Source organism: Amycolatopsis sp. (assembly GCF_025464955.1).
Classification (GTDB): Bacteria; Actinomycetota; Actinomycetes; order Mycobacteriales; family Pseudonocardiaceae; genus Amycolatopsis.
Window position 1 is genome coordinate 59,826 of sequence record NZ_JAODNM010000137.1, and the last position, 15,883, is coordinate 75,708.

Annotated in this window: 15 protein-coding genes; 11 read left to right on the forward strand and 4 right to left on the reverse strand. The window is 67.0% G+C overall.

Annotated features, from left to right (window positions below):
- Positions 1-303: 303 nt before the first annotated feature.
- From JWQ81_RS35385 to JWQ81_RS35400, 4 genes are all read left to right on the forward strand, one after another.
- Positions 304-2,193, forward strand: coding sequence for an acetolactate synthase large subunit (locus tag JWQ81_RS35385; protein WP_297548442.1), 1,890 nt, complete (start codon positions 304-306; stop codon positions 2,191-2,193).
- Positions 2,190-2,696, forward strand: coding sequence for an acetolactate synthase small subunit (gene ilvN, locus JWQ81_RS35390; RefSeq protein ID WP_297548444.1), 507 nt, complete (start codon positions 2,190-2,192; stop codon positions 2,694-2,696). Before JWQ81_RS35385 ends, ilvN begins: the two co-directional genes overlap by 4 nt.
- Before the next feature lie 28 nt (positions 2,697-2,724).
- The gene (gene ilvC / locus JWQ81_RS35395; protein ID WP_297548446.1) at positions 2,725-3,738 is read left to right on the forward strand and encodes a ketol-acid reductoisomerase; all 1,014 of its coding nucleotides are present in this window, start codon (positions 2,725-2,727) and stop codon (positions 3,736-3,738) included.
- A gap of 91 nt (positions 3,739-3,829) precedes the next feature.
- A complete protein-coding gene (locus tag JWQ81_RS35400) occupies positions 3,830-4,132 on the forward strand; it encodes a DUF397 domain-containing protein (RefSeq protein ID WP_297548448.1) in 303 nt (100 codons plus the stop codon).
- On the opposite strand, the gene JWQ81_RS35405 is transcribed toward JWQ81_RS35400, so the two are convergent.
- Complete coding sequence (locus tag JWQ81_RS35405; protein ID WP_297548450.1) at positions 4,129-5,463, reverse strand: ankyrin repeat domain-containing protein; 1,335 nt, start codon at positions 5,461-5,463, stop codon at positions 4,129-4,131. The two genes, JWQ81_RS35400 and JWQ81_RS35405, sit on opposite strands and share 4 nt — an antisense overlap.
- Positions 5,464-5,673: 210 nt before the next feature.
- Here JWQ81_RS35405 and JWQ81_RS35410 point away from each other — a divergent pair, with 210 nt between their 5' ends.
- A complete protein-coding gene (locus JWQ81_RS35410) occupies positions 5,674-5,820 on the forward strand; it encodes a hypothetical protein (RefSeq protein ID WP_297548452.1) in 147 nt (48 codons plus the stop codon).
- Between the two features lie 110 nt (positions 5,821-5,930).
- Here JWQ81_RS35410 and JWQ81_RS35415 read toward each other — a convergent pair whose 3' ends face one another.
- Positions 5,931-7,262, reverse strand: coding sequence for an ankyrin repeat domain-containing protein (locus JWQ81_RS35415; RefSeq protein ID WP_297548454.1), 1,332 nt, complete (start codon positions 7,260-7,262; stop codon positions 5,931-5,933).
- A gap of 297 nt (positions 7,263-7,559) precedes the next feature.
- Between JWQ81_RS35415 and serA the strand changes: the two genes are divergently transcribed.
- The 4 genes from serA to JWQ81_RS35435 all read left to right on the forward strand — a co-directional run bounded on the left by serA (position 7,560) and on the right by JWQ81_RS35435 (position 13,580).
- Positions 7,560-9,158: a phosphoglycerate dehydrogenase gene (gene serA / locus JWQ81_RS35420; protein ID WP_297548456.1), complete on the forward strand. Its 1,599-nt coding sequence runs from the start codon at positions 7,560-7,562 to the stop codon at positions 9,156-9,158.
- A 224-nt stretch (positions 9,159-9,382) separates the two neighbouring features.
- Complete coding sequence (locus JWQ81_RS35425; protein ID WP_297548458.1) at positions 9,383-10,420, forward strand: 3-isopropylmalate dehydrogenase; 1,038 nt, start codon at positions 9,383-9,385, stop codon at positions 10,418-10,420.
- 303 nt (positions 10,421-10,723) lie between these two features.
- Complete coding sequence (gene cimA / locus JWQ81_RS35430) at positions 10,724-12,355, forward strand: citramalate synthase (RefSeq protein WP_297548460.1); 1,632 nt, start codon at positions 10,724-10,726, stop codon at positions 12,353-12,355.
- A 94-nt stretch (positions 12,356-12,449) separates the two neighbouring features.
- Positions 12,450-13,580, forward strand: coding sequence for a methyltransferase domain-containing protein (locus tag JWQ81_RS35435; RefSeq protein ID WP_297548462.1), 1,131 nt, complete (start codon positions 12,450-12,452; stop codon positions 13,578-13,580).
- A gap of 119 nt (positions 13,581-13,699) precedes the next feature.
- On the opposite strand, the gene JWQ81_RS35440 is transcribed toward JWQ81_RS35435, so the two are convergent.
- Together JWQ81_RS35440 and JWQ81_RS35445 are read right to left on the reverse strand one after the other, a co-directional pair.
- Entirely contained in the window at positions 13,700-13,882 is a 183-nt protein-coding gene (locus JWQ81_RS35440) for a DUF397 domain-containing protein (RefSeq protein WP_297548464.1), read from the reverse strand.
- Between the two features lie 14 nt (positions 13,883-13,896).
- Positions 13,897-14,742, reverse strand: coding sequence for a helix-turn-helix transcriptional regulator (locus JWQ81_RS35445; protein WP_297548466.1), 846 nt, complete (start codon positions 14,740-14,742; stop codon positions 13,897-13,899).
- A 111-nt stretch (positions 14,743-14,853) separates the two neighbouring features.
- Here JWQ81_RS35445 and JWQ81_RS35450 point away from each other — a divergent pair, with 111 nt between their 5' ends.
- Positions 14,854-15,054 carry a hypothetical protein gene (locus JWQ81_RS35450; protein WP_297548468.1) on the forward strand — a complete coding sequence of 67 codons (201 nt, stop codon included), beginning with the start codon at positions 14,854-14,856 and terminating at the stop codon, positions 15,052-15,054.
- Between the two features lie 26 nt (positions 15,055-15,080).
- Complete coding sequence (locus JWQ81_RS35455; protein ID WP_297548470.1) at positions 15,081-15,854, forward strand: fumarylacetoacetate hydrolase family protein; 774 nt, start codon at positions 15,081-15,083, stop codon at positions 15,852-15,854.
- The last annotated feature ends 29 nt before the right edge of the window (positions 15,855-15,883 follow it).

Here is a 15,883-nt window from a genome sequence, read left to right on the forward strand (position 1 = left end):
GGCCGGGAAAGCGGGGCCGTCCGATAGTCGGAGTGTCCAGTATCCGGGATCACCATCCCGCAGAGTTGACACTCCTTGACGTAACCGATTAACGTCTCTCCCGTGCTCAAGCTGACCGGCCTCGTACTTCCCCAGCGCGTCGACGCTTAGGAAGTTTCCGCTGCGTCGACGCGCGACCCTCGTGCGACCTAACGGTCGGCGGGGGTTTTTTGTTGCCTGGATTGACCTTGGCCGCAAGATTTACCCGAACGAGTTACCCCGAACACCGTGATCCCGAACACCGAGACCCTCGAGGCAGAACCGATGACAAGCGCCACCTCGCGATCGGAAACGAACGCCGGTGCGACGCCTCCCGCGTCGCCCAGCCAGATTGGCTCCCGCCCGAAGCCGGCCCCGCCGGCTGGCACGCCGGTAAGGGTCACGGGCGCGCAGTCGCTCGTCCGCTCGCTCGAGGCGGTTGGCGTCGAGGTCGTCTTCGGCATTCCCGGCGGCACGATCATGCCCGCCTACGACGCGCTGCTCGACTCCACGAAGGTCCGTCACATCCTGGTCCGCCACGAGCAGGGCGCCGGCCACGCGGCCACTGGCTACGCACAGGCCACCGGCAAGGTCGGCGTCTGCATCGCCACTTCCGGCCCCGGCGCGACCAACCTGGTCACCCCGCTGGCCGACGCGAACATGGACTCGGTGCCGATCGTCGCGATCACCGGTCAGCAGAGCCGCGCGCTGATCGGCACGGACGCCTTCCAGGAAGCCGACATCTGTGGCATCACGCTGCCGATCACCAAGCACAACTTCCTGGTGACCGACCCGATCGACATCCCCCGCACCATCGCAGAGGCGTTCCACCTCGCGTCGACGGGACGTCCTGGGCCGGTGCTCGTCGACATCCCGAAGGACGTCCTGCAGGAGATGACGTCGTTCTCCTGGCCCACCGAGATGCGCCTGCCCGGCTACCGGCCGACGCTGCGTCCGCACGGCAAGCAGGTCCGCGAAGCCGCGCGGCTCATCGCGTCCGCGCGTCGCCCGGTGCTCTACGTCGGTGGCGGCGTGATCAAGGCGAACGCGTCGAAGCAGCTGCTGGAGCTGGCGGAGTACACCGGCATTCCGGTGGTCACCACGCTGATGGCCCGGGGGGCGTTCCCCGACTCGCACCCGCAGCACCTCGGCATGCCGGGCATGCACGGCACAGTCGCCGCGGTCGCCGCGATGCAGCGCTCCGACCTGTTGATCACCCTCGGCGCGCGGTTCGACGACCGGGTGACCGGCCAGCTTTCGTCGTTCGCGCCGGACGCGGCGGTGGTGCACGCCGACATCGACCCGGCGGAGATCTCGAAGAACCGCAAGGCCGACGTCCCCATCGTCGGTGACTGCGCCGAGATCATCACCGAGCTGAGCATCGCGGTCCGCGGCGAGTTCGAGCACTCCGGCACGCCGGACCTCGAAGCTTGGTGGACGCAGCTCAACTCGCTGCGCCAGAACTACCCGGCCGGGTACGAATGGCCCGCCGACGGCGCGTTGTCGCCCCAGTACGTCATCGAGCGCATCGGCCAGCTGGTCGGCCCGGACGCCGTCTACACCGCGGGCGTCGGGCAGCACCAGATGTGGGCCGCGCAGTTCGTCAAGTACGAGAAACCGCGCTCGTGGATCAACTCCGGCGGGCTCGGCACGATGGGCTTCGCCGTTCCGGCCGCGATGGGCGCCAAGTTCGGCCTGCCGGACACGCAGGTCTGGGCGATCGATGGCGACGGCTGCTTCCAGATGACCAACCAGGAACTCGCCACCTGTGCGATCGAGGGTGCGCCGATCAAGGTCGCCGTGATCAACAACGGCAACCTCGGCATGGTCCGGCAGTGGCAGAACCTGTTCTACTCGGAGCGGTACTCGCACACCGATCTCGGTACGCACAAGCACCGCATCCCCGACTTCACGCTGCTGGCCGAGGCGCTCGGGTGCGCCGGGCTGCGGTGCGAGTCGAAGGAAGACGTCGATGCGACCATCCGCCGCGCGATGGAGATCAACGACCGCCCGGTGGTGATCGACTTCGTCGTCGGCAAGGACGCGCAGGTCTGGCCGATGGTCGCGGCCGGCACCGGCAACGACGAGATCATGGCCGTCCGCGGCATCCGCCCGCTGTTCGACGACGACGAGGTGGCCGCCGAGGCAGCCGCCGCCGAGGGAGACCCGCGATGACCAGCCACACCCTGAGCGTTTTGGTCGAGAACAAACCCGGTGTGCTCGCGCGCGTCGCCGGCCTGTTCTCCCGGCGCGGTTTCAACATCGAGTCCCTCGCCGTCGGACCCACGGAGAACCCCGAGGTGTCCAGGATGACGATCGTGGTCGCTGTCGACGAGCTACCGCTCGAACAGGTGACCAAGCAGCTCAACAAGCTGATCAACGTCATCAAGATCGTGGAGCTCGAGAAGTCCACGGCCGTACAGCGCGAACTGCTGCTTGTCAAGGTCAGGGCAGACAATACGGTCCGTAGTCAAGTACTGGAGACAGTGCAGCTCTTCCGTGCGAAGGTGGTGGACGTGTCGCCCGAAGCGGTCACCGTTGAGGCCACCGGCACGTCGGACAAGATCGGCGCCCTGCTCCGGATGCTGGAACCGTACGGTATCCGCGAGCTCGTGCAGTCCGGCATGGTCGCGGTGGGCCGCGGGGCCCGTTCGATCACCGCAACAGCTTCCCGTTAGTCAGTTTTCGAAAGGAATGTCTTCGCTCATGTCCGTTGAAATCTTCTACGACGACGATGCCGACCTCAGCATCATCCAGGGCCGCAAGGTCGCCGTTATCGGATATGGCAGCCAGGGCCACGCCCACGCGCTGAGCCTGCGCGACTCCGGTGTCGACGTCCGCATCGGCCTGCCGGAGGGCTCCAAGTCCCGCGCGAAGGCCGAGGACCAGGGCCTGCGCGTACTGACGCCGGCCGAGGCTTCCAAGGAAGCCGACCTGATCATGATCCTGGCGCCGGATACCAAGCAGCGCTTCATCTACGCCGAAGACATCGAGCCGAACCTCAAAGACGGCGACGCGATCTTCTTCGGGCACGGCTTCAACATCCGCTTCGACCTGATCAAGCCGCCGTCCAACATCGACGTCGCCATGGTCGCCCCGAAGGGCCCCGGTCACCTCGTCCGCCGCCAGTTCGTCGACGGCAAGGGCGTCCCGGCCCTGATCGCGGTCGAGCAGGACGCCACGGGCGGCGCCCAGGCACTCGCGCTCTCGTACGCGGCGGCCATCGGCGCGGCGCGCGCGGGAGTCATCAAGACGACCTTCACCGAGGAAACCGAGACCGACCTCTTCGGTGAGCAGGCCGTCCTCTGCGGCGGTGCGTCCGCGCTGGTGCAGACCGGGTTCGAGGTGCTCACGGAGGCCGGTTACGCCCCGGAGATCGCCTACTTCGAGGTGCTGCACGAGCTCAAGCTCATCGTCGACCTCATGTACGAAGGCGGTATCGCCCGTCAGCGCTACTCCATCTCCGACACCGCCGAGTACGGCGACCTGACCCGCGGCCCGCGCGTCATCTCGCCCGCGGTCAAGGAAGAGATGAAGAAGATCCTCACTGAGATCCAGGACGGCACGTTCGCCCGCGAATGGGTCGCCGAGGACGAGGCCGGCCGGCCGAACTTCATCAAGCTCGAGGAAGCCGGCAACCAGCACCCGATCGAGAAGACCGGCAAGAAGCTGCGCGACCTGATGTCCTGGGTCGACCGCCCCATCACCGAGACCGCGTAAGTCGGTTGTTCGTGAAGGCCACCTTCACAGCGCAATACGCTGTGAAGGTGGCCTTCACGCGTTTCTGGACCCGGCCGATATCGTGGGTGACATGAGTGAACAAGCGGCGGACCAAGCCGCGGAGCAGCCCGTGGACGACAAGGCCCACATCCGCCACGAGCTGGACCTGAGCAACGCGCCCTGGATCCGCGCGGAGCCGGAGGGCGTGACGCTCGACGACGCCGTCGAGTACGCCTTCGTGCCGCACACCGACGGGGTCACCTACGTCGCGATGCGCCAGTCCTCGAAGCCGGACGGCGTGATCCTCGTGTTCACCCCGTCGGAGTGGGACGCGTTCGTGCTGGGCGTCAAGGATGGCGAGTTCGACCTGCCCGAAGACGTCGAAGAGAGCTAGCCCCGGAATACCTTCAGCGCCTGCTTCCGGTCGAAGTGTTCGGCCCAGCCTTCGGGCGTGCCGTTGTACAGGTTGTCGCGGACGGTTGTGTCGGCGCCGGCGTCGAGCAGGATCCTGAGCACGTCGACGCGGTTGTTCTGCGCGGCGAGGTGCAGGGCCGTGACCCCGGAGCCGTGGCCAGGCCCGCCGAAGGTGGACCGGCGGTTGACGTCGGCGCCGAGTTCGACGAGTTTCCGCACGGCGTCGGGCTTGCCTTGCGCGGACGCCCAGAGCAGCGGTGTCCCGGCGTAGACGTCCGCGTCCAGCTCCGCGCCGCGTTCGACGAGTGCTTCGACGGCGTCGGTGCGGTCGTTGCGGGCGGCCCAGGCGAGTGCCTCATTGCGGATCTCGGCAGGGTCGTCCGAAGGACGCCAAGAGCCGAAACCGCTGTGGGGTCGGTAGAACTCGCGATGCGCACCGGCTTCGGCGGCCAATTTTCCTTTGCTGGTAACGAGTTCGTCGATCAGGTCGAGATGTCCCAGTCCGGCGGCGACGCGCAGGTTGCCCGGCGCGAGGCTGTGCACAGCAAGGGCCTCGGCTGCCTCGCGGTGCCCCCAGAACAGCGCGACGACCAGTGGTGTTCCGCCGTCGCCCCGTGCCGAGACGTCGACTGGCGCGCCCGCGGCGAGCAGCATTTCGAGCAGCAGCGGCAGGTTGCTGTACGCGGCTTGGTGCAGCGGTGTCCAGCCGTGCGCGTTGCCGCGGGCCGGGTCGGCGCCGGCGTCGAGCAGGACCCGGCTCAAGCGCTCGTCGCAGGTCGCGCCCGCCATGCCGAGCAGGTCGTTTCCGTTGGTGCCCCGCGCGTGCACCAGACTCGGGAACTCCGCGACGATCCGGGTGAGCCCGTCGAGGTCGCGTTCTTCGACGTATCGGTACGCGCGCGCGAACGGCTCACCGCTGTCCGCCAACGACCGGACATGCTCGCGAAGTGTGCGCCACGACGGAAATCCGTGCGCGCGGGCGACCACGACACGAGCGCCGTCGCGGGTGAGCAGCTGCTGCCGGCTTTCGAATGACGCGACCGCGTCCGGCGTGCCGTCCTCGGCGGACGCGAGAAGCCCTGTCGCTCGATCGGCGTAGTACTGGATGTCCGCGTGGTAGGCGTGTTCGATTTCAGGGCCGTGCTCCTCGACGCGCTGGACATACGCGCGCAGCCTCGGCCAGCTAGGAAACCCGTGCTCACGCGCTATCGCGAACTGCGCGTCCGCAAGCTTGACGCCGCTTGCCCGCGCGTGGTTCTTCGCGCGTTTGCGGAGCTGCTCGAGATTCGGGTTCGGCGGCAATACCTCCATGGCACTTCCTTCCCTTGACGTCCGTGGTCCGCCGGCACCGGAAAGGAAAGAAGGTGGGTGCTCGTTGTTCAGGTGTGCAGGGGCGGGCTTGGCCCTTTCCGCGGACAGGACGCGGCCCCCGCCGCGCTGCCCCGGAGCTTACCCGAGTGCCTGCCTTCGTCGCGCGTCGTGAAGGCGGGCCTCGGGGCCATGTGATCGAAGGCCGCCGCATTGGCGTTCAACGCCATTGCCTGGAACTTCAGGCGGGTTGGGGTGGTCGGTTCTGTCCAGAGCAGCAAGGACCGGGGCGAGTGGGTGCTGGTAGCGGAACTGTGGGCCTGTTGCGTCGTGCGGGTGGCGCTGGTGGTGGCGATGTGACTGTTGGGGCTCCTGAAGGCAGTTTCGGTAGGGCAGGGACGTGGTGAAGGCCTAGTTGAGTACGCCTTACGCCGTGAAGGTGGCCTTCACGTCACAACGCCGCACCTGCCTCAGCCCTGCAGCAGCTCCAGCACGGCGGTGCTGCCGGCCTGTTCGGCCCAGCCTGCCGGGGTGTCGCCGTACAGCTCGTCCTGGATCGAGCGGTCGGCTCCGGCGTCGAGCAGCGCGTGCACCACGTCGACGTTGTCGCCCTGCACCGCGAGGTGCAGCGCGGTGATGCCGGAGCCGTGGCCGGTGCTGCCGAAGGTGCCCAGCTGGTTGACGTCGGCGCCCAGCTCGATCAGCTTGCGCACGGACTCGGCCCGGCCGGTGGCGGCGGCCCAGGCCAGCGCGGTGCCGCGGTAGACGTCAGCGTTGACGTCGGCCCCGCGCCTGACCAGCAGCTCCAGCGTTCTGACGCGGTCGTTGCGGGCTGCCCAGGCGAGCGCCTCGTCCCGGATTTCGGCTGCGCCTTTGGACGGCCGCCAGTCCGGGAACCCGCCGTTCGGCCGGTAGAACGCGCGATGCGCGCCCGCTTCGGCGGTGGGTTCGCCGTCCTTGGCCAGCAGCGTGCGGACCAGGCTGTCGCGCCCCAGCCCGGCCGCGACCCGCAGGTTGCCGGGTGCGAGGTCATGACGCGCGAGGAGCGCGGCCGTCTCCCTATGTCCCCAGTACAGCGCGACGACCAGTGGCGTGCCGCCATCGCCCCGCCCGGAGACATCTGTCCGCGCGCCGGCATCGAGCAGCAGCTTCGCGAGCGACGGCCGCCCGATGTAGGCGGCCTGGTGCAGCGCTGTCCAGCCATGCGTGTTCGCCCGCGACGGCGAGCCGCCGTCGGTGAGCAGCAGCCGGGTGAGTGACTCGTCGCCGGCCGCGACCGCCATGCTGAGAAGGTCGTTTCCGTTGGTACCGCGGGCTTTCGCCAGCTCGGGGAACTGCGTGAGCAGCGCCGCGAGCCGATCCTCGTCGTGCGCTTCCACCGCTTGGTACGCCCGTGCGAACGGCTCGCCGTTCTCGGCCAGCGCGACGACGTGCGCGAGCAGGGCCGTCCAGCTGCCGAACCCGTGTTCCCTCGCGATCACGGTCCGCGCGCCCACTCCGTCCAGGTCGGCGTTCCAACGCTCGAAGGCGGCGGCCACCCCACGCTCGCCGTTTTGGGCGGCGGTCAGCAGACCGCGCACGCGGTCCTCGTAGTAGCTGGTGTCGGCGCGATAGGTGTGCTGGAGCTTCGGCCCGTTCCTGGTGATGCGCTGGACGTACGCCTTCAGCTTCTGCCAGTCGGGGAAGCCGTACTCGCCCGCGACGGCGGCCTGCGCCTCGCGCGCTGTGACTCCCTCTGAGCGGGACACCCTCGCGACGCGTTTGCTCAGCTCTTCGAGGCTCGTTTTCGACGGCCGCGCCATGCTCTGCCAACCCCCACTCTTGATCCGATTCGGTCAGCCTAACGCCGTGGACCGACAAATTCGCGTCGCCCGATCCCATCAGGTGGACGAAAGGGCAGGTCGTGCGCGGCCGGTAAGGGGACGAATCCGGCCCTGATCGGGTTTTCGATCTTTCTTTGCGGACGTGTTGCGACGGAGTTAACACCTTGGCTGCGCGACCGCGCCCGTCGGGACTAAACTCACCGGTCATCCGGGCACAACGTCGTGCGCCGATGAGAGCGTCCTCGATTTCGTGACCAAATAAGTGGGAGCCGTATCGTGACCAAGCCAAATCTGCCCGTCGTCCTCATCGCGGAAAAGCTCGCGCCTTCCGTGTTGAGTGTGTTCGGGGACGAGGTGGAGGTCCAGCATGTGGACGGCACCGATCGTCCCGCGCTTCTCGAAGCCGTCAAGGGCGCCGACGCACTGCTCGTGCGCTCCGCGACCAAGGTCGACGCCGAGGTCTTCGCCGCGACGAGCCGCCTGAAGGTGGTCGCCCGCGCCGGCGTCGGGCTGGACAATGTCGAGGTTCCTGCGGCCACCGAGCGCGGCGTCCTGGTCGTCAACGCGCCGACGTCCAACATCGTTTCGGCCGCCGAGCACGCCGTCGCGCTGCTCCTTTCGGTCGCCCGCCGCGTTCCCGCCGCGTCGCAGAGCCTGCGCGCCGGCGAGTGGAAGCGCAGCTCGTTCTCCGGGGTCGAGATCCAGGGCAAGACCATCGGCGTCGTCGGTCTCGGCAAGATCGGGCAGCTGTTCGCGCAGCGGCTCGCCGCGTTCGACACCAAGATCGTCGCGTACGACCCCTATGTCTCCGCCGCCCGCGCCGCCCAGCTCGGCATCGAGCTGCTGAGCCTCGACGAGCTGCTCGCCCGCGCCGACGCGATCTCCATCCACCTCCCGAAGACCCCGGAGACCAAGGGCCTGATCGACGCCGAGGCGCTGAAGAAGACCAAGCCCGGGGTCATCATCGTGAACGCCGCGCGCGGTGGCCTCATCGTCGAGGAAGACCTCGCCGACGCCATCCGCTCCGGTCACGTCGGCGGTGCCGGCATCGATGTCTTCGTCACCGAGCCGACCACCGAGAGCCCGCTGTTCGACCTGCCGAACGTCGTCGTCACTCCGCACCTGGGCGCGTCCACCGCCGAGGCGCAGGACCGCGCGGGCACCGACGTCGCCCGCTCGGTGCTGCTCGCGCTGCGCGGAGACTTCGTGCCGGACGCGGTCAACGTCGCCGGTGGCGGCACGGTCGGCGAGGAGGTCCGCCCGTACCTGTCGCTGACGCAGAAGCTCGGCCTCGTGCTCGCGGCGCTGAGCCCGAAGGCCCCCGCGTCGGTCACCGTCGTCGTCAAGGGCGAACTGTCCAGCGAGGACACCTCGATCCTGCGTCTCGCGGCCCTGCGCGGCGTGTTCTCCAGCGTCGTCGAGGACCAGGTCACCTTCGTGAACGCGGCCCGGCTCGCCGAGGAGCTCGGGGTCCAGGTCGACCTCGTCAGCGAGTCGGAGAGCCCCAAGTTCCGCAGCCTGGTCACGGTGCGCGCGGTGCACACCGACGGCACCACGCTTTCGGTGTCCGGTTCGGTCACCGGCAAGGGAGAGGTCGAGAAGCTCGTCGAGGTCAACGGCCGCCACTTCGACCTGCGCGCCGAGGGCGACCTGCTGCTGTTGGAGTACCCGGACCGCCCCGGCATCATGGGCCGCGTCGGCACCCTGCTCGGCGAAGCAGGCGTCAACATCGAGGCCGCGCAGATCAGCCAGACCACCGATGGCGCCGACGCCGTGATGCTGCTGCGCGTCGATCGCGGAGTGGACTCGCACCTGCTCGAGCCCATCGGCGCCGCGGTCGGCGCCAAGACCGTCCGCTCGGTCGCCTTCGGCTGACGATCGATTCACTTAAAGGCCACCTTCAGTGCGTCCGACGCACTGAAGGTGGCCTTAAGATCAACTGGAAGCACCCGTACGAGTGTCTCGTATGCCGGGAAGTTCGGGCATAAGGGTGGTGCGGGTACAGCCTGTTGCCTACGGCCGGTAACCTTCCCGCTGCTGGCGTTTTCTTGCGGTGGGCCATCCGGAACTCCGGGGGCCTGGTCGACGGAGGTGTGTTAATGCGGCTCGCTGTGATCCCAGGTGACGGGATCGGACCCGAAGTGGTCAACGAGGCGCTCAAGGTGCTCGGTGAGGTCGTTCCGGCTGCGGAGATCACCAACTACGACCTCGGCGCGGCCCGGTGGCATTCCACCGGTGAGCTGCTGCCCGAGTCCGTGCTCGGCGAACTCCGACAGCATGACGCGATCCTCCTTGGTGCCGTGGGCGATCCGAGTGTGCCCAGCGGAATCCTCGAAAGAGGCCTGCTGCTGCGGCTGCGGTTCGAGATGGACCACCATGTGAACCTGCGTCCGGCCCGGCTGTACCCGGGCGTGCGCGGCCCGCTGTCCGACACCAGCGAAATCGACATGGTCGTCGTTCGCGAAGGCACCGAGGGCCCGTACGCGGGCACCGGCGGCCTGCTGCGCAAGGACACCGAGCACGAGATCGCGACCGAGGTCAGCATCAACACGGCGTTCGGCATCCGCCGGGTCGTCTCGGACGCGTTCAACCGTGCCGAGTCCAGGCCGCGCAAGCACCTGACGCTCGTGCACAAGACCAACGTCCTCGAGTACGCCGGCGGCCTGTGGTCGCGCATCGTCGAAGAGGTCTCGTTGGAGCACCCGGACATCACGGTCGCGTACTCCCATGTGGATGCCGCGACGATCCACCTGGTGACCGACCCTTCGCGGTTCGACGTCATCGTCACCGACAACCTGTTCGGCGACATCATCACGGACCTCGCGGCCGCGGTGACCGGTGGAATCGGGCTCGCGGCGAGCGGGAACCTGGACATCACCCGCCGCAACCCGAGCATGTTCGAGCCGGTACACGGCAGTGCGCCGGACATCGCCGGCCAGGGTCTCGCCGACCCGACGGCCGCCGTGCTGTCGATCGCGCTGCTGCTCGATCACCTGGGCCAGAAGGAGTCGGCGCGCCGCATCGAGGCGTCCGTCGCGTTCGACCTCGCGACCCGCGACCAGGCCTCCCCGGGGGCCACGCACGCCATCGGTGACAGGCTCGCCGCGCTCGTGTCCTCGAACACCCGCACCGGCTGAGCTCCGGCCTGGGCGTTTTCAAGCTGACTCGGGGGACGTTTCGTACAATTGATTTGTACGAAACGTCCCCCGAGTCGTTTGCTGCGCGGGCAGTGTCCAGATGGTGGGATCTTGGGTCCAGCCGCTGGATGTTCCGCGGATCGTGTGGCATAGTCCCACCCATGGCTTCCCTCTCCATCATTATTGCGCAGCGCGCCGGATAGGTGCTCCACAAGAGCATCCGGCGCGCAAACCTCTCGCATCCTGTTGCGGGAGGTTTTTTGTTGGGCAAACGCTTTTCCTTACCTACCTTGGAGAACCACCGTGACACGCACGGAGCCGGCCGGGACGCCCCTCGGTGACGAATTCCACCTTTACGACACGACGTTGCGCGACGGCGCCCAGCGCGAGGGGATTTCCTACTCCGTCACGGACAAGCTCGCGGTCGCGCGCCTGCTCGACGAGCTGGGCGTGGGGTTCATCGAGGGTGGCTGGCCTGGGGCGATGCCGAAGGACACGGAGTTCTTCGCCAAGGCGGCTTCCGGGGAGCTGATCCTCAAGCACGCGGCGCTCGTCGCGTTCGGGTCCACGCGGAAGGCGGGAACCACTGCGGCACAGGACAAGCAGGTTCGCGCGCTGCTGGATTCCCAAGCCCCGGTGGTGACCCTCGTCGCCAAGTCGGACCTGCGGCACATCGAGCGAGCGTTGCGCGTCGACGTGGCGGAGGCCTGCGAAATGGTGCGTGACACCGTCTCCTTCCTCGTCGCCGAAGGACGCCGGGTTTTCCTTGACCTGGAACACTTTTTCGACGGTTACGCGTACAGCCCGGACACGGCGCTCCGGGTACTGGACGCCGGAGCCGCCGGCGGCGCGGACGTTCTCGTGCTGTGCGACACCAACGGCGGGCAGCTGCCGCTGGGGCTCGCCGAGACCGTCCGCGACATCAAGGAGAAGACCGGATTCCGGCTCGGAATCCATTGCCAGGACGACACCGCGTGCGCCGTGGCGAACAGTATCGCCGCGGTACAAGCAGGTGTGACGCACGTTCAGTGCACCGCGAACGGTTACGGGGAGCGGGCCGGTAATGCCGACCTGTTCGCCGTAACGGGAAATTTGGTGGCCAAGCTCGGCATGGAGGTGCTCCCGACCGGAGGCGCCGCCGAGCTCACCCGGGTCTCCCATGCGCTTGCCGAAATCGCGAACATCGCACCCTACGCCCACCAGGCTTACGTAGGGGCGTCGACCTTTGCCCACAAGGCCGGTCTGCACGCGAGCGCGATCAAGGTGGATCCGTTGTTGTACAACCACATCGATCCAGCTTCTGTCGGCAATGGCATGCGGGTACTGGTCACCGAAATGGCCGGCCGGGCCAGCCTCGAGCTCAAGGGACGTGAACTCGGGGTTGACCTTGCCGGTCAGCCTGAAGCCCTGACCAACGCCATCCGCAAGGTGAAAAGCCTGGAGTCGGAGGGCTGGTCGTTCGAAGCCGCGGACGCGTCGCTGGAACTGTTGCTGCGCCGGGAAGTCGACGGTCCGCAGAGCGACGTCCTCGACGTGCCGCCGTTCGAACTCGAGTCGTACCGCGTCGTGCTGGACCATAGCGCGGACGGCGTCGTCGTGTCGGAAGCGACGGTCAAGGTGCACGTCGGCGGACACCGCGTGATCGCCACCGCCGAAGGAAACGGCCCCGTGCACGCGCTCGACGCGGCGCTGCGGCAGGCGCTCAGCCCGCACCTGCCGTGGCTCGACACCGTCGAGCTGGCGGACTACAAGGTCCGGATCCTGCAGGGTCACCCCGGCACGGACGCGGTGACCCGGGTGCTGGTCGAGACCACTGACGGCGAGCGCGAATGGACCACCGTCGGCGTTCACGGCAACATCGTCGAGGCAAGCTGGCTCGCCCTCTGCGACGCCCTCGTGCACAAGAGCCTGCGCCTGCATCTGCCGGTGGGTTGACGGACCCCTCGGGCCACGGAGCGTCACGGGGTTTACCGAGAGAGTCACCGTCCGTATTGTTGACGGCATGGGTGAGCACGGCCGGTGGTCCGCTTTGGTCGACGCGATCAGCGCGGATGGCTATCTCGTTGATCAGTGGCGAATCCCGTTTGCCACGGTGGACCGTGCACGGTTCATTCCGGATACGATCTGGCGCCGGAATCCCGCTGGCGGCTACCTGCCGGTGCGCAAAGCGGAAAATCTTCGGGCGTGGCGGAAACCTATCTACCGCAACGAAGTTGTCGTTACCCAGGTCGATGACGGTGTACCGCTAGGGCCGAACGGAACCGGGCATTCTCCTACTTCCTCGTCCTCCATGCCCGGGGTCATGGCGGCGATGCTCAAAGCACTCGACGTCGAAGATGGTCACCAGGTCCTGGAAATCGGAACTGGGACCGGCTACAACACCGCGTTGCTGTGTGAACGTCTTGGTGATGAGCGGATAACCTCGGTCGAGATCGACCCGGACGTCTCGGCGCATGCTCAAGCCGCACTGGCCCATGAGGGCTATGCACCGACATTGGTGTGCGCGGACGGCGAACAAGGCTGGCCGGGACGCGCGCCGTATGACCGAATAATTTCCACGGTTGGCGTACGCAACGCAGTGCCCTACGCCTGGGTCGCGCAAGCCGGCCCGGGTGCTGTCCTCGTGATTCCGTGGGCCACGTCGTACTTGGCATTGGGGCTGGCTCGGCTCGTGGTGAACTCCGAGGGCGTCGCGTCAGGTCATTTCGTGAACACCGCCAGCTTCATGGACCTCCGCGGTCGTCGGCAGGATGGTTTCATCCCCCAGCCGGATGACGAGCCCGATGCCGTCGAGTCCGTGAGCGAGCTTCACCCCTGGTACGTCGCCGGTGACCATCCACGTGGCGCGTTCGCGGTGTCCGTCAAGCTGTCCGACTGTGAAAAGGACATGTTGTACCTCAACGATGAGCGCACCGCGCTGGAGCTGTTGGTGTGGGACACCGCCCACACGTCGTGGGCGACCGTCAACGTCACTCCGGAAGCGCACGCGATCGGCCGGTATGCCGTTCGCCAGTTCGGCCCGCGAAAGTTGTGGGACGAGATCGAGGCCGTCTACGAGTGGTGGGCACGCGAAGGGCGACCGGAGTACACCCGCTTCGGCCTTTCGGTCACGCCGGAGGGAACGCGGGTGTGGCTGGACGATCCTGCCAACGAGTGGTAGCTGTTCGGAGGGGAGTTGACGAGTCCTGCGAACACCAGTCGAGGCCGGAGCGGTCGGCGACCCATGACCCCGTGAACTATTCCGACGCGGCAAAGGAACTCTTCACTGAGTTGCGCCGACTATGGCGCGAGCCGGGTGACCTCGGTGAGGAAGGAGCGGAAGGCGGCAGGGGAGAGGGTGAGTACGCCGCCTTCGGGGTCCTTCGAGTCGCGAGTGGCAACGGAGTCGACGTCGACCGCAACTTCCACGCAGTTTCCATTGTTTGAGCTGTAGCTGCTCTTGATCCATCGGGTGGCGGACACGGGTGGCCTCCGGGCTAACTCCCGTCGATCAGCGATCTGATCAACGTGACTGACTTGGCCGGTGCGAGTGCGACCGACCGTAGGTTGTCAGCGGCCATTCTATACGTGTTCACGTTGTCCTGGTCTTGCACATAGACCGCGCCCTCCAAGTGCTCGCAGTAGGCGATGGACTGTGCGTGGGCGAAGTCAAGCAGGACGAAGGAGCCGCTGGTCGCGGCGTGCTGTCCGTCTTCTGGGCGTATCACCTGGATCGTGATGTTGGGCTGTTTCGCCATCCGGAGGAGATGCTTGAACTGCGCTTGTCGTACCTCCGGCGTGCCGACATTGAGTCGGAGCGCTGCTTCGCCGATGACAGCATGCAATTCAAGTGGATCATCGTCGGTGAGCCGTTGTGCGCGTGCCACCCGGAACGATACAAATCGTTCGCTGTGATCTGGGCGGACGAAACCGGCTGCGTCAGTTGTTGCCTGGGCGTAGTCAGCTGTCTGCAAGAGGCCTGGCAGAACCATCGGCTCGAAGGAGAACTCGGATTCGGCCAGTCCTTCGAGGCCGACGAAGGTCTTGAACCAGTCGGGGACGATGTGGGACCACGGTGCCCACCAGGACTTGCCGTCGGTGCTTCCGGCTAGGGAACTCAGGCGGTCGACGTCACGGGCTGAGGCACCGTAGAGCTCGAGGAGCTTCGCGACGTCATCCGGGTGCTGCTGGTAGCGACCGGTCTCCATGTGACCGACTTTCGCCCGGGTGATGCCGGAACGTTTCGAGGCGTCACCGATCGTCAGGCTGGTCTGCTTGCGGAAGTGCGCCAGTTCGAGGCCGACCAGCCAGCGCAGCGCTGAGGGATCGTTTCGGGTCGCCATGGTAGAGATCCTCTCTCACCTCGCGGTGCCCGTCATTCACTCGTTGGAGTCTATCCGCTCGCTAGATATCTAGCTTAGAGTCTTGCTAGCCAGTGTTACGAGGAGGACGTGGTGGAGTACAGTGAGTTGATGTTGTCGGTGCTGGAGGCCGAGGTCCAGGAGCGGACGCCCAAGCTCTTCGCGCTCTACGGCGTGTCCGACTCGGCTGAGGCCATCTTCCGCCGTCGGTCCCGGTTCGCCGACGCGCGGCTGGTGTGGCTGTACGAGCCGGAGCGGCCGGCGCAGGAGGACTACGACCTGGCCGGGGGCTGATCGGCGGGGGTCGTAGACTCGTTGACGTGCGCTTAGCCCGAATTGCTCATCCGTCCGGTGGAGTCGCCTTCGCTTCGGTCGAAGGTGACGGAGACGACGCCCAGGTCCTCGAGATCGCCGAACACCCGTTCGGGCAGCCGAACTTCACCGGCCGCCGCTGGCCGCTGGCCGACGTCCGGGTGCTCGCGCCGATCCTGCCGTCGAAGGTCATCGCGGTCGGCCGCAACTACGCCAAGCACGCGGCCGAGTTCGGCAACGAGGTACCGACGGCCCCGATGCTGTTCATCAAGCCGTCGACCTCGGTGATCGGGCCCAACGCGGCCATCAAGCTGCCGAAGGCGTCCTCGCGGGTGGATTTCGAGGGCGAGCTGGCCATCGTCATCGGGCAGCCGGTCAAGAACGTGCCGGCGTCGAAGGCGGCCGCCGCGATCCTCGGGTATACCGTCGCGAACGACGTCAGCGCTCGTGACCTGCAGAAGTCCGATGGCCAGTGGGGCCGGGCGAAGGGTTTCGACACCTTCTGCCCGCTCGGGCCGTGGATCGAGACGTCCCTCGACGCGTCCGATCTGACGCTGCGCACCGAGGTGAGTGGCGAGCTCAAGCAGGACGGCCGCACCTCGGACCTCGTGCACTCGATCGAGGAGCTCGTCGAGTTCATCTCCGGCGTGATGACGCTGCTGCCGGGCGACGTGATCCTCACCGGCACCCCCGAAGGCGTCGGCGAGATCACCGACGGCGACGAGGTGTCCATCACCATCGAGGGCATCGGCACGCTCACCAACCCGGTACAGCACGCCTGATTCTTGCCTTGACGTGAACGTCAAAGTTT